General features: G+C 55.4%; 19 protein-coding genes. All 19 read right to left on the bottom strand.

The features are described 5' to 3' along the window. The coding region (gene rpsQ / locus ACH2EM_RS00560; protein WP_395150079.1) for a 30S ribosomal protein S17 at nt 1-173 on the bottom strand (173 nt) is incomplete at its 3' end. 13 nt (nt 174-186) lie between these two features. Beyond that, the gene (gene rpmC / locus ACH2EM_RS00555) at nt 187-372 is read right to left on the bottom strand and encodes a 50S ribosomal protein L29 (protein ID WP_395150078.1); all 186 of its coding nucleotides are present in this window, start codon (nt 370-372) and stop codon (nt 187-189) included. Next, nucleotides 369-806, bottom strand: coding sequence for a 50S ribosomal protein L16 (gene rplP / locus ACH2EM_RS00550; protein ID WP_395150077.1), 438 nt, complete (start codon nt 804-806; stop codon nt 369-371). Before rplP ends, rpmC begins: the two co-directional genes overlap by 4 nt. Then, the gene (rpsC, locus tag ACH2EM_RS00545; RefSeq protein ID WP_395150076.1) at nt 806-1492 is read right to left on the bottom strand and encodes a 30S ribosomal protein S3; all 687 of its coding nucleotides are present in this window, start codon (nt 1490-1492) and stop codon (nt 806-808) included. The genes rplP and rpsC overlap by 1 nt, the downstream gene beginning before the upstream one ends. A gap of 13 nt (nt 1493-1505) precedes the next feature. Next, a complete protein-coding gene (rplV, locus tag ACH2EM_RS00540) occupies nt 1506-1841 on the bottom strand; it encodes a 50S ribosomal protein L22 (RefSeq protein ID WP_395150075.1) in 336 nt (111 codons plus the stop codon). A 20-nt stretch (nt 1842-1861) separates the two neighbouring features. Further along, the gene (gene rpsS, locus ACH2EM_RS00535) at nt 1862-2134 is read right to left on the bottom strand and encodes a 30S ribosomal protein S19 (protein WP_395150074.1); all 273 of its coding nucleotides are present in this window, start codon (nt 2132-2134) and stop codon (nt 1862-1864) included. Nucleotides 2135-2149: 15 nt separating this feature from the next. Then, on the bottom strand, nt 2150-2980 hold the full coding sequence (gene rplB / locus ACH2EM_RS00530) for a 50S ribosomal protein L2 (RefSeq protein WP_395150073.1): 831 nt from the start codon (nt 2978-2980) through the stop codon (nt 2150-2152). Between the two features lie 92 nt (nt 2981-3072). Then, the gene (gene rplW, locus ACH2EM_RS00525; RefSeq protein WP_395150071.1) at nt 3073-3366 is read right to left on the bottom strand and encodes a 50S ribosomal protein L23; all 294 of its coding nucleotides are present in this window, start codon (nt 3364-3366) and stop codon (nt 3073-3075) included. Further along, nucleotides 3366-3989: a 50S ribosomal protein L4 gene (rplD, locus tag ACH2EM_RS00520; RefSeq protein ID WP_395150070.1), complete on the bottom strand. Its 624-nt coding sequence runs from the start codon at nt 3987-3989 to the stop codon at nt 3366-3368. The genes rplW and rplD overlap by 1 nt, the downstream gene beginning before the upstream one ends. Nucleotides 3990-4004: 15 nt before the next feature. After that, nucleotides 4005-4637 (bottom strand): 50S ribosomal protein L3, encoded by a 633-nt coding sequence (rplC, locus tag ACH2EM_RS00515; RefSeq protein WP_395150069.1) that lies wholly within the window; start codon nt 4635-4637, stop codon nt 4005-4007. Nucleotides 4638-4797: 160 nt separating this feature from the next. Further along, nucleotides 4798-5109 (bottom strand): 30S ribosomal protein S10, encoded by a 312-nt coding sequence (gene rpsJ / locus ACH2EM_RS00510; protein ID WP_395150067.1) that lies wholly within the window; start codon nt 5107-5109, stop codon nt 4798-4800. A gap of 442 nt (nt 5110-5551) precedes the next feature. Further along, entirely contained in the window at nt 5552-5986 is a 435-nt protein-coding gene (locus ACH2EM_RS00505) for a hypothetical protein (protein ID WP_395150066.1), read from the bottom strand. A gap of 42 nt (nt 5987-6028) precedes the next feature. Continuing rightward, a complete protein-coding gene (locus ACH2EM_RS00500; protein WP_395150065.1) occupies nt 6029-7783 on the bottom strand; it encodes an NFACT family protein in 1755 nt (584 codons plus the stop codon). A 131-nt stretch (nt 7784-7914) separates the two neighbouring features. Then, complete coding sequence (locus tag ACH2EM_RS00495) at nt 7915-8664, bottom strand: Nif3-like dinuclear metal center hexameric protein (protein ID WP_395150064.1); 750 nt, start codon at nt 8662-8664, stop codon at nt 7915-7917. A gap of 18 nt (nt 8665-8682) precedes the next feature. Next, a complete protein-coding gene (locus ACH2EM_RS00490) occupies nt 8683-9288 on the bottom strand; it encodes a class I SAM-dependent methyltransferase (protein WP_395150063.1) in 606 nt (201 codons plus the stop codon). Nucleotides 9289-9352: 64 nt separating this feature from the next. Then, on the bottom strand, nt 9353-9550 hold the full coding sequence (locus ACH2EM_RS00485) for a DUF1858 domain-containing protein (protein ID WP_395150062.1): 198 nt from the start codon (nt 9548-9550) through the stop codon (nt 9353-9355). 110 nt (nt 9551-9660) lie between these two features. Beyond that, complete coding sequence (locus ACH2EM_RS00480; protein WP_395150061.1) at nt 9661-12000, bottom strand: DUF2142 domain-containing protein; 2340 nt, start codon at nt 11998-12000, stop codon at nt 9661-9663. A gap of 204 nt (nt 12001-12204) precedes the next feature. Then, entirely contained in the window at nt 12205-12480 is a 276-nt protein-coding gene (locus ACH2EM_RS00475) for a zinc-ribbon domain containing protein (RefSeq protein ID WP_395150059.1), read from the bottom strand. A 139-nt stretch (nt 12481-12619) separates the two neighbouring features. Further along, a complete protein-coding gene (locus ACH2EM_RS00470) occupies nt 12620-13174 on the bottom strand; it encodes a sigma-70 family RNA polymerase sigma factor (RefSeq protein ID WP_395150058.1) in 555 nt (184 codons plus the stop codon). Between the last annotated feature and the right edge of the window lie 49 nt (nt 13175-13223).

The following is a 13223-nucleotide window of genomic DNA, read 5'->3' as shown; positions in this document are numbered from 1 at the left end:
TCGCCAATGCCGCACTCGTTGTTTTCGTCGTGGGCTTTGAACTTAACAGTGCGCTTCAGGATCTTCTTGTAAAGGGGGTGCTGCACGCTGTCTTTCACGGCAACCACGATGGTCTTATCCATCTTGTTGGACACAACGGTGCCCACACGGGTCTTTCTCAAATTGCGTTCCATCGTTTAACCTCCTTTACGCTTTCTCTGCCAGGACAGTCAGCACACGAGCGATGTCCCGCTTTACGGCCTCGATGCGGCCGGGGTTTTCCAGCTGGTTGATGGCGTGCTGAAAACGCAGGTTGAACAGCTCTTCCTTCAGCTCAGCCAGTTTCTTATTCAGATCGGCAGCGGACATGCCACGCAGTTCTGCAGCTTTCATGCGTTACCACCCTCCTCTACTACATTCTCTTCGCGCTTCACGAACTTGCACTTAACAGGCAGCTTGTGCATAGCCAGACGCATAGCTTCGCGAGCGATTTCCTCGTTCACATCGGCCAGCTCAAACATTACGCGGCCGGGCTTAACAACAGCCACCCAGTACTCAGGTGCACCCTTACCGGAACCCATACGAGTACCAGCGGGCTTCTGGGTAACAGGCTTATCGGGGAAGATTTTGATCCAAACCTTACCACCACGCTTGATGTAACGAGTCATGGCGATACGGGCAGCCTCGATCTGGCGAGAATCGATCCAGCCGGGCTCCAGAGCAACAAGACCATACTGGCCCTGGTTTACAGTGTTGCCGCGCATGGCCTTACCGGTCATACGACCACGATGCACACGGCGGTATTTAACGCGCTTAGGCAGTAACATTACTTGTTGCCTCCTTCCTTACGGGATGCGGGCTTGGAACCCTTCAGAACCTCGCCCTTGTAGATCCACACCTTAACGCCGATACGGCCGTAGGTGGTAGCAGCCTCAGCAAAGCCGTAGTCGATGTCGGCACGCAGGGTCTGCAGGGGGATGGTACCCTCATGGTAGCTCTCGGTACGAGCGATGTCAGCACCGCCCAGACGACCGGAAACCTGAGTCTTGATACCCTTGGCACCACGCTGCATAGCACGGCCCATGCACTGCTTCATAGCGCGACGGAAGCCGATGCGGCGCTCCAGCTGAGCAGCGATGTTCTCAGCAACCAGCTGAGCGTTGGTGTCCATGTTCTTAACTTCAACGATGTTCACATTGACAGACTTGCCGGTCATCTTAGCCAGCTGCTCCTGCAGCTTGGTGATCTCGCTGCCGCCCTTGCCGATAACCATACCGGGCTTAGCGCAGTAGATGCTGACCTTCAGCTTGGGAGCGCCGGACTGGTTGTCAACGGTACGCTCGATCTCAATCTTGGGAACACCAGCGCCGTACAGCTGCTTTTTCAGCACCTTACGGATCTTGTAGTCCTCTACCAGGGTGTCGCCGAATTCCTTCTTGGAAGTAAACCAGCGGCTGTCCCAATCTTTAATTACACCCACGCGGATGCCGTGGGGATTGACTTTCTGGCCCATCGTGTTTACCTCCTTACTCTTTCTCTTTCAGAACCACGGTAACATGGCTGGTACGCTTCAGCACACGGTATGCGCGGCCCTGTGCGCGGGGACGAATGCGCTTCAGGGTGGGGCCGGGGGTGACAAAGCACTCGGCCACATACAGGCTGTTTTTATCCATGTTGTGGTTGTTTTCCGCATTAGCGGCAGCAGACTTCACCAGCTTCAGAAGGGGCTCGCAAGCGGCCTTCGGGGTGTACTGCAGAATCGCCAGCGCCTTCTCCAGAGGCTGGTTGCGGATCAGATCCAGAACAACCGAAACCTTGCGGGGGCTGATGCGGGCGTATCTAAGATGTGCCCTAGCTTCCATTGCTTTACTCCTCCTTTTAATTACTTACCGGTCTTGGAACCAGCATGACCTTTGAAGGTACGGGTGGGGGCAAACTCGCCCAGCTTGTGACCAACCATATCCTCGGTTACATAAACAGGCACATGCTTGCGGCCGTCATGCACAGCAAAGGTGTGACCGACAAAGTCAGGGAAAATGGTGGAGGAGCGGCTCCAGGTTTTGAGAACCCGCTTCTCACCGGCGGCGTTCATCTCCTGAACACGCTTCAGCAGAACAGGCAGGACATAAGGTCCCTTTTTCAGACTTCTACCCATGTTCGTTCTCCTCTCTTAACCGTTCGCACGCTTGACAATAAACTTGTCAGAGCGGTTGTGATTCTTACGGGTCTTGTAACCCATAGCAGGCTTGCCCCAGGGGGTAACAGGGCCGGGACGGCCAACGGGGCTCTTGCCTTCACCACCACCGTGGGGGTGGTCACAGGGGTTCATTACAGAACCACGAACGGTGGGACGCCAACCCATGTGACGCTTACGGCCGGCTTTACCCAGGTTCACATTTTCGTGATCCACGTTGCCAACCTGGCCAACGGTAGCGATGCAGTTCAGAGGGATGTTGCGCATCTCGCCGGAGGGCAGACGAACCAGAGCGTAGCCGTTCTCTTTCGCCATCAGCTGAGCCATGTTGCCGGCACTGCGTACCAGCTGGCCGCCCTTACCGGGGTACAGCTCGATGTTGTGAATGGTGGTACCAACGGGAATGTTGGCAAAGGGCAGAGCGTTGCCGGGCTTAATGTCGGCGTTGGGGCCAGCCATGATTACATCGCCAACCTTCAGGCCTTCGGGAGCCAGGATGTAACGCTTCTCACCGTCCTCGTACTGTACCAGAGCGATGTGAGCAGAACGGTTAGGATCGTACTCCAGGGTCTTAACAGTAGCGGGAATGTCGAACTTGTTGCGCTTGAAGTCAATCACACGGTACTTGGTGCGATTGCCGCCGCCATGATGGCGAACGGTGATGCGGCCGGTGTTATTGCGGCCAGCAGCCTTTTTCATGGGCTCCAGCAGGCTACGCTCGGGGGCCACTTTGCTCAGCACGCTGTAATCAGTTACAGTCATACCACGGCGGCCCGGGGTAGTCGGCTTATACTTTTTGATAACCATTGCGATTCTCCTTTTATACTTATGAATTGTTATCGGGGTCATATCCCCATACATGAGCCTTGCTCAGGCTCACACTGCAAGAGATGCAGTGGTTAGATCATGCTCTCAAAGAACTCGATGCCCTTGCTGCCCTCTTTCAGGGTAACAACAGCCTTCTTCTTTGCAGCGGTGTAACCGCCGTGCAGACCCTGGCGGCGGTAGCGGCCACGCACATTGATGGTGTTGACCTTCTCTACCTGTACGCCAAACAGCTTCTCAACTGCCTTGGCGATTTCTACCTTGTTGGCATCCGTAGCTACCTGGAAGGTGTACTTCTTGGCAGCAACGCCCATCATAGAGTTCTCGGTAATGACAGGAGCCAGGATGATGTCTTGTGCAGTTTTCATTAGCCCAGAACCTCCTCAAGTTTCTTGGCTGCGTCTACGCTCACGATGAACTTGTCGGCGTTTACAACGTCGTAAGTGTTCACGCTGGTAGCCACAGTGGTCACCACGCCGGGGATGTTGGCAGCGCTCTTAACGAGCTTAGCGTCAACCACGGGGGTAACGATCAGAGCCTTCTTGCTGGCGCCCAGGGCGTTCAGCATGTTGACCACGGTCTTGGTCTTGTACTCGGCAACGGTCAGGTTGTCAACTACGATCATGTCGCCGGCAGCTGCCTTAGCGCTCAGAGCGCTCAGAACGGCCAGACGCTTCACCTTGCGGTTGATGCGGTAGCTGTAATCGCGGGGCTTGGGGCCCAGGGCAACGCCACCGTGAGTCCACTGGGGAGAACGGATGGAGCCCTGACGAGCGTGACCAGTACCCTTCTGACGCCAGGGCTTGCGGCCACCGCCGGAAACCTCGCTGCGGGTCTTGGTGCTCTGGGTGCCCTGACGCTGGTTGGCCAGGAAGTTGACCACAGCGGCATGAACAGCCTTCTCATTGGGGGTGATACCAAAGACGGCGTCGGAAAGCTCTACGGTGGAAACTTTCTTGCCGTTCATATCCAAAACGTCAAACTGTGCCATTGTGCTTTCCCTCCTTTACGCCTTCACGCTATCGCTGATGCAAACCACAGCGCCCTTGGGGCCGGGAACAGCGCCTTTGATAGCGATCAGATTATTTTCGGCGTCTACCTTAACGACGGTCAGGTTCTGAATGGTAACCCGCTCGGCGCCCAGGTGGCCAGGCAGTTTCTTGCCTTTGAATACGCGGCTGGGAGTGGAGCAGGAGCCCATGGAACCCGCATGACGGGCAACAGGGCCGGTGCCGTGGCTCTCGCGCAGGCGATGGCCATTCCAGCGCTTAATGGTGCCGGCGTAGCCCTTACCTTTGCTTACGCCAACTACGTCGATGTGGTCGCCAGCAGCGAACACATCAGCCTTCAGGATATCGCCCACATTTACGGAGCTGATATCAGCCAGGCGGAACTCGCGCAGGGTCTTCTTGGGGGCTACGTCAGCCTTAGCGAAGTGACCCTTGGCAGGCTTGTTAACACGCTTCACAGAGACATCGCCGAAGCCAAGCTGTACAGCCTGGTAGCCATCGCTCTCCACGGTCTTCTTCTGCACTACGGTGCAGGGGCCAGCCTCAATTACAGTTACGGGAACGACCTTGCCGCTCTCATCGAACAGTTGAGTCATGCCCAGCTTTTTGCCGATGATACCTTTTTGCATTTGTTTTTCCTCCATATAAGGTTATTGGTTGACACCTTGAGTAACTTAAGGCGCCAACATGACCTCTCCGTGCGCACAGCGCATCGAGTTTTGTGTGATGTCAGTCTTCCGTTCAGCAGTTGGCAGCTTGAAGCTGCCCTTACTTACCGAAGGCTGTTGCTCACAGCTTGATCTCGATGTCTACGCCAGCGGGGAGCTGCAGACCCATCAGGGCCTCAACCGTCTTGTTGGACGGCTTCAGAATGTCGATCAGACGCTTATGGGTGCGGCTCTCGAACTGCTCACGGCTGTCCTTGTACTTATGAACAGCGCGCAGGATGGTAACCACTTCCTTGTCGGTGGGGAGAGGAATGGGACCAGATACACGAGCGCCAGTGCGCTTAGCGGTCTCCACGATCTTCTCCGCAGCGGAATCGATCAGCTGATGATCGTAGCTCTGCAGACGAATTCTGATTTTCTCTTTGACTGCCATTTTTGTCGCCTCCTATGTTTATTTGGTGCCTAGGCGGCCGATCAATCACTAACACAGCGCCGGGTGTTTCACAATTTGGCACGATAAAAACCGGTGAACCGCCATGCAGTTTCCCCCGGATAATCTTCGGCAAATTGAGTTGGACATTGGTACGCCGCGCAGAATGCGACAGAGTACTTATCCCTTTGCTCTAAGTAATTGTTTCGCCCGGTTCTAGATCGGACATACTCCGCAGAAAAACCCGTCTAGCGACGGCAACCTCCTGCATCAACGCATATCGTGGCTTGCGCAGCTTGGTACACAAGCCATTTGCAGCCGAGACTCATTGTATCACACCCAATGGCCAGTTGCAAGGGCTTTTTGTAAAAAATTTAAAATTCTCAAAAAATTTTTCTCTCTTTTGCCAAAAACCCTCGTCCCATCTTTGGGACGAGGGTCTGATTCAAAAATGCATACCATGCTGCGTACTCTGGAAGGTCGTCCATGCCAGCGAAGCGAGCAGTACCATCATCAGGATACTGAATACCGTCCCCACTGCAACCAGAATCAGCTGCGCTCTGGCCCAGTTCCGCTTGGAGGCAGCCGTGCCGCCGCCAAAGCCCCAGATAATCAGCACCACCAGGTTCACCAGCGGAACGGCGCTCAGCAAAATGGACCAAACCCACTCCACGGTGGAAACAACGGTGCTTTCAGCTTCTGGCTCGGGCTTGCCGCTCTGGTACAAAGGCGCAGGCGCTGCCTGCTGGCTGTAAGAGTACGCCCCACCCTCCCCAGCAGTTTCCGTCTGCTGGGCTGGCGGTGTATCCTGCAAGGTGCCGCACAAAGGGCACACAGTTTCGTTTTCTTTCATGTAACGGCCACATTGTTTGCAATACATATTCCATTCCTCCTTTGTTTGGCACTTCCGCAGTCATACAGCTTACCCGTTGTGGCTGCCAGACTCCTTCAAGCGTTCTTCGATTCCGGGTTCGGGGGTTACATAGCCGGTTTCGTACTTTTCGTACAGCACCATGCCCGGCTTTAAATCGCCGGTTTTACGGATGTTGCGCACCTCGGTATAATCCACCGGTACCTTGGCCCCGCCATTCAGGCTGGAATGCACCACTGCCAGCATGGCGGCTTCATTCTGGGTGCTGAGGGGAATATCCCTGCCCTCGCTCATGACCACTGTATGGCTGCCAGGCGCATCCTTCACATGGAACCACATATCCTTGCCCCGTGCGGTGTGCAGGGTAAGCTTGTCGTTTTGCAGGTTGTTTCTGCCCACCAAGATCAGGAATCCGTCGCTGGAGCGATACCGGTAAAAATCCGCCGGCTTTTGTTTTTTATCCCTAATCTTATAATACTTCAAATACCCCTGACTTTTCAACTCTGCACGAATCTCGCCCAAAGCCTGTTCGCCGGTGGCGGTTTCCACCTCGTACAGCACGGTAGCCAGATAAGCAATCTCCCGCTCACCTTCCTCCAGAAGCTTGGCCAGCATCCGGGCCGCCGTCTGTTTCTTTTTGTATTCCTTGAAATACTTCTGGGCATTGGCGCTGGCATTCAGGCGAACATCCAGGGGAATCTGCACCGGTTGGCCATCGTAGTAGTTGGTAACCGTTACGGATTTTGCTCCCTTTTCCACGGCCCAAAGGTTTGCTTGCAGCAGTTCTCCGTACAAACGAAGGGTATCTGCCTTGCCGGTTTGCTGCAATTCTTCCCGACGGGCCGCCTGCTTGCGGATGGCCCTGTCATGAAGGTTGCGCACGGTTTTGGCCAGGTCCTTGCTTTTTTGGCGCAGGCGTTCCGCCCGGTCTTTTTGCGAGTAGTATCCCTCCAGCATCTGGCTGTAAGAATCGAAGGAGCGCAGCCGCCCCTCACCGTATTGTGTGAGAGGTAAAAAACTGAACTCCACCGGTTTGCCGGTTTCATCCGCAGCCAGCCAGGGCGTTCCGCCCTGTGCAAACTCCTGCTGCACCTGCTCAATCACCCCTGTCAGGGCACTCTTTTGTGCATCGGTCAGAGAATCCGCCTGGAACGCTCCCTCGCCCAAAGCACGGAAGGCAATCTCCCGGCAGACCACCGGGCCAACGCCGCTGCAGCTGCGCATGAGGGCATCTGCCACCGGCAAATCCTTCTGGCAGGCTGCCGCCACCAGCCCGGTGCTGCTTACCGCAAACAAATCCGGCTTTGCAGGCTTTTGGGGCAGCGTATAAGGCAGGCCGGGCAGCAGCTGCCGAATTTCCGAATCCTCAAAATCCACCCGTTTGAGGGCATCGATGATGCGTCCATCCTGCACCAGTACCAGATTGGAATACCGGCCCATCAGCTCCACTGCCAGGGTGTTGCGTACCAGGTCCCCCATTTCGTTGGTACACTGAAAGGTAAAAAAGGCCAACCGGTCACCCGGTTCCACCTTCAATTCCACCAAGCGCCCACCGGTAAGGTGTTTGCGCAGCAGCATACAAAAGCTGGGGGGTGTTTGGGGGTTTTCAAAACTTTCATGAGTCAGGCAGGCACGGGCGGACCCACTGCGGGCCGAAAGCAGCAGCTTATGGGTTTCGGTACGGGTGCGCAGCGTCACCACTACTTCATCCCGTGTGGGTTCAAAAATTTTATCGATTTTTGCGTCCAGCAGCACTTTGCTCAATTCGCGGGCCGTTAGTGCCAGCAATGCAGCATCCAATGCCATGGTAGTTCCACCTCTCTTATTAAAAAAACAAGGCCGTGTTGCCCTCACCAGGGCAGCTTTTTGCCTACACCCCAGTGATTCCGCTGGCTCCAAACCGTGAGAGCCAGCTGCGCAACACAGCCAAATAGGTTTTACAGATATTGATATGGGTCTTTGCTTTGGCTGCTCAGCTGCACCTGCACAGACCGAAACTGTTCCGCCAGCCGATGGGCAAGCGCCTCCACCATGGGTTGCTCGGTGCAAAAATGCCCGCCCACCAACAGGGTAAAGCCCGCTGCCTGTGCATCCAGTGCATCGTGATGGCTGGCCTCGCCGGTAAGCAGCGCCTGGGCACCAGCCGCCTGGGCCTGCCGCCAGAAATCGCCGCCGCTGCCGCCAACTACCGCCAACCGCTGAATCCCCTTGCCTCCATCGGCATATTTGATGTGGGCATTCAGTGCCTGTGCGCAGCGATCTGCCAGCTGCCGGGCAGTGCAGGGCTGGTAAAGATAGCCCATTCGGCCAAGACCGCCCTCGCCAAAGGGCTGCACCTGCTCCAGTTCCATGCGCTGGGCTAGTACATCATTCACTCCGCCCTGGGCTGCATCCAGATTGGTATGCATACAGATGGCAGAAATCCCCTGCTGAGCCAACTGGAATGCCGGATTCGCCGTATCGAGCCGGCGCAGCGGCTTAAAAATAACCGGATGATGGGATACAATCAGCTGGCAATTCTGTTCCGCTGCCTCCCGAACAACGGCGGGAGTGATGTCCAGGCAGACCAGAATCTTCTCCACCGGGCGGCCGCTCTCCACCAAAAGCCCCACATTATCCCAGCTTTCAGCCATCTCGCAGGGTGCCTGCTGGGCCATCCAATTCATTACTTCGTTTACCGTAATCATAGAGGCTCCCTATCCATTTCATTCCTGAAGCTGCTGCAAGGCAAGCAGCAGCTGGTCAATTTCTGCGGCACGGGCAGGGTCTGCTTCCAGGCCTTTGCGGTGCTTGCGCAGCCGCTGGAGCAGATGCTCCCGGTAGGCTCTTGCCTGGGGCTTTGCCCCTTCGGGCCCAAGATAGCACTCCAGCAAACTATGACTGGAAGGCTGCCCGGTGTATTCTGCGCCCATCACCACATACCAGCGGCCAGCGGCCTGCACCAAGCGTTCCTCCACCAGGGCAAAGCCTTGTTCCCACAACCACTGGCGCAGCAGCTCCGGCTTGGTGGCAGGAACCAACACCAGGCGAACCCCGGGTGCAAAGACCCATGGTGCCTGCTGGATGATTTGAATGGTGGTCAGTGCGCTGACCCCTGCCAGTACGATGCTCTGGGCCTCGCCTGGCTGCAAGACCTGCAATCCATCTCCCAAGCGAAACTCCACCTTATGGTTGCATCCTGCCTGCAAGCAGGTTTGCTTGGCAGACTCCAGCGGAGAGGGCCGCAGGTCTGCGGCAATAATGCGGTCATGGTTGCCGGTACACGCCAGGTAGGCGGTCAGCTTGCCGTGATCGCACCCAATGTCCGCCACAGTACCCCCTGGCAAAACCAGACTGGCCGCAGCAGCCAGTCTGGCATCCAGGTGCGGTGCTCCCTTAACCGCCAAAGTGTGCATTCAACTTTGCAATCAGTGCGTCAGCGTCGGTGCCATGCACCATGCAGGCTTCCTCGATGGTTTCTGCACGGGATGCAGGGCAGCCCAGGCAATGCATACCAATTTCCAGGAACAGAGGAGCTACGGTGCCGTCGGCATCCAGAATATCACCGATGATTGTCTTTTTGGTAATGGTCATAATCGTTTACCCACTTTCTTTTGATTGGCTGCTGCTTGTCTTGCTTCAAAATTCAAGCAGATTGCACTTATTGATTATACTATATCCAATTTTACAGGTTTTTGCAACTATTATACCCCGCAAAACAGCAGCAGGCTTTCCACCACTGCTGCCGAGCCCAGGCAGGCACTGGCCAAGCAAAGCGGCCGTGCTGCATCCCGTGTAACCTGAACCATCTTGGTTTGGCCCAGCAGCACAAGCCCCAAGGGCAGCACCGGCAGCAGATAACGGCCCTGAATGCCAAAAATCACCTGGTAGTTTGCCGGTGTCCAGGAGAGGGCCGCCATCACAATCAGCAGGGCCACACCGGCCAAGATAGCCCCCATGCTCCGGCATACCTTTTTGCTGGGCTGCCCAGTCTCTCCCTGCACAGGCAAACCGCTGATGACCAGCACCAGCAGCAACCCCATGGTGGTAATCCAGCTAAGCTCTAGATGGTGCACAATGGGCTCGCCTGGCAGCGCTCCCACCAAACCTTGCAGATAGACCGGCATCTGCCGGGTAAAGGTATTGGCCAGCAGCCGTATCACCCGAGGCAGATTGCTCAGGGTATAGCCCAGATTGTACACAATGCTGCAATCGCCGTTTTCTTTCATGTTGGCCAGAATGTCCGCTTCGGTAAAATGCATGGGGCCGTGCTGCATCTTCCACAGCAGCGCAGATAGCCCAAGGGCTGCAAGGCCCGCACCTGCCAGCAGAAGCCAACGGCGCAGGTCCGGTTTGCCTTCCAGCTTACGCCAGAGCCAAACAAGGGCAGCTATGCCTGCAAGGCCAGCAAAGCCCCCGGCCGCAACCACCCAGAGACCTATCCCCTGCACCAGGTAAACCACTGTCTGGAGATTGGCTCCCAGCCATACCATCGCACTGACCCCGCACAGGAGAATCTTGAATGCAATCGACCTGCGCCGGCCACCAAGATTTTGTGCCGGAATCAACAGCGCCAGTGCTATAAGCAGCACATAAACCGCCTTCGCCGGAGCAAGGCAGGTTGCCAAAACCAGCAAAATGCCCTGTCTTGCCAGCGAAACAGGCTTTGACTGCTGAATGGAGTTCAAACAAAGGCTGATGAACAAAAAGCTCATGCCCAAAATCATGGTATCGGTGGAAAAACAGGCCGCCAGCTCCATCCCCATAGGCATCAGTGCTGCCGCACACAGCAAGCCCGGCTTATAGGGCATTTTTGCCACGGCCCAGCTCATAAGTGCCAGATACACCGCCGCACTGAATCCACGGCCCAGCATCAGCATGGGGTAAAACCCAAGACCCAGCAGCCGTGCAACCAGAATGCCAAGGGCACTGGGCAGCTGAAGCACCGGCTGCAATCGGTCCGAAATTACCACCTTGGCTGTGTGGGTAAGCTCCCCTTGGTTGCCCCATGTGTTTTCTGCATCATCCAGAATGGCCTTGTAGGCAAAAATACTCCCCTGGCCCGAGCGGTTTCTCATATGGGGTGCATCACAGCTGCGCATGGGCAGCAGACTTACCGTATTGCCCTGTTCATCCTGGCCTGCATAGGCTCCTTCCTGGCCCATCATCTGGCTGGCCATAGAGTAAGAGGCTGCCAGATGGGTGTATTCATCCGGCCCAGCCATGGGAGGTGTTACCCAAAGATAGGCAGCGCACAGGCATCCACCCACCCAAGCAAAGCAAACCCATAAAGGGCTGGATTTACAGAACAACAGCCACCAACCGCCCAGTACGGCACAGAACACCAGCACCGCCACCGGCGCAAAAATCAGCATTCCAATCTGACCGCTGTAATTCACCAGGTACTGGATAGCCGCCGTGGCCTGAGGTCCGGTTCCGGTGGCTGCATCCACCAGTGGAAACTTGCTGTTTGCCGCATTCAAACCGGCAGGCGTGTTTTCGTCCAGCAAGGGAATCCCGTTTTCGTCCAGCTCCAGCTGGGGCATCTCACCGGTGCCGTACAAAAGCCCCAGCACATCCTCCGCTGTCTGGGGCTGGTAGTAGATATGCAGCGTGTATTGGGTGGCCGCCTGGGTAGGATAAACAGCTTTTTCAAACAAAATCGCCTGGTAATCCAGCCCTATAATTTCGGTCATATCGCACACGCCCTGTGCCAGCTTCTGGCCGCTTTCGTCCAGCAGGTCCACATACAGGGTGCCCCGCACTACCCGGTTAAAGGTGGTAAAGTAGAGCCGAACGCCATACAGCGGCGTTTCGGGCCCAGCCTGAATGGTTTGCAGCCACCCTTGTGCGGGGTCTGTTGCCGTCATGATTTGATCTTCGGTGTAAAACTCATGCACCTGAACATACTTGGACTGGTCGTCCACATGGCGTACAAACGCATAGCCACACCAGCACAGCGCCAGCGCCGTAAGCAGCGCCAGTACAAGGCCAGCCGCCAGCGTTTTTTTGCTGCAATGGTTTTGACGGCCCGATGCAGTCATGGTTGCTTTCCCTCCCTGTATATCAAATATCACTATTATAATAATGTATATTCTGCCCTTTTGTTTTGCCGTTTGGCATAAAAACACAGATAGTTTTAGTGTATACTACAATCTATTTTTTCGTCAAGCCAAGGCTCTGCGTTTGCACAAAAAAGGACGCCTGATTTCTCAGGCGTCCTCGAAAACATCACAGTTTTAATGTGATTAGTTCTCCTTCATCTTTGCGAAGCACTCGCTGCAGTATACAGGACGGTCCTCGCGGGGCTGGAAGGGAACGCGAGCTACACTGCCACAAGCAGCGCAGGTGGCGTCGAACATCTCACGGGTGGTGCGGGTGGCGTTCTTGCGAGCGTCACGGCAGCCTTTGCAGCGCTGGGGCTCGTTCTCGAAGCCACGGCTTGCGTAGAACTCCTGCTCACCGGCGGTAAATACAAATTCCTTGCCGCAATCTTTGCATACCAGGGTCTTATCTTCGTACATGCTAGTTATCTCCTCTGCATTTGTAATTTGCCCAAGGAAGGATTTCAACCGTCACCTTTGGTTTGACCAATGCTCTAAATGTTAAGCTACCGGGGCAGAAAATAATATTTGTATAAGCCCTTGTGGCTTATAACCATTGTTAAGGCCGCATTTGCTGGCTGCGGCGGAGTTTTCGGCGGGCACGGAACAAGGCATTCTCCACTGTTTTTTGTGTACAGCCCAATTTCTGTGCAATCCGAGAACTGTTGTTTCCATCCAGTGTAAGTTCCAGAACAGTTTGTTCCAGGTCTGACAGCTGGGTTTGGATAAGCTCCAGAGTGTGATTAAGACCCTCCTGCTGAATGGCCAATTCCTCCGGCCCTGGAGTTGGTGTTTGCTCGTTGAGAGGCAGGCTGTAATTCAGCGGCCCATGCTTTTTGCGCTGGGCAGCACGCCTTGCTGCAACGATACCATTGCGGATGCAAACAGCAGCATAGGTTTCAAAGCTGGCACCTTGCTGCTCCTGATAAGTACAGATGGCCTGGAACAGGGCGATTACCCCTTCCTGCACAGCGTCCTCAAATTCCAGCCCTGGCCCCACATTCTGTGCGGCGTTATGGCGGATACAAGGCATCATATGTGCCACCAGTGCAGCCAATTCTGCTTGGCTCCCCTGCTTTGCATCAGAAACAGTTTTTGGGGTGATTGGTTTCATGCATTGGCACCCTCATGTTCTGTAATTGCCAGGTTGCTTCCTTGCATTC

It is taken from the genome of uncultured Allofournierella sp., assembly GCA_944382705.1.
Lineage (GTDB): Bacteria > Bacillota > Clostridia > Oscillospirales > Ruminococcaceae > Allofournierella.
The sequence above is the reverse complement of the archived record's forward strand: the minus strand, read 5'-3'. Positions and strand labels throughout refer to the sequence as shown.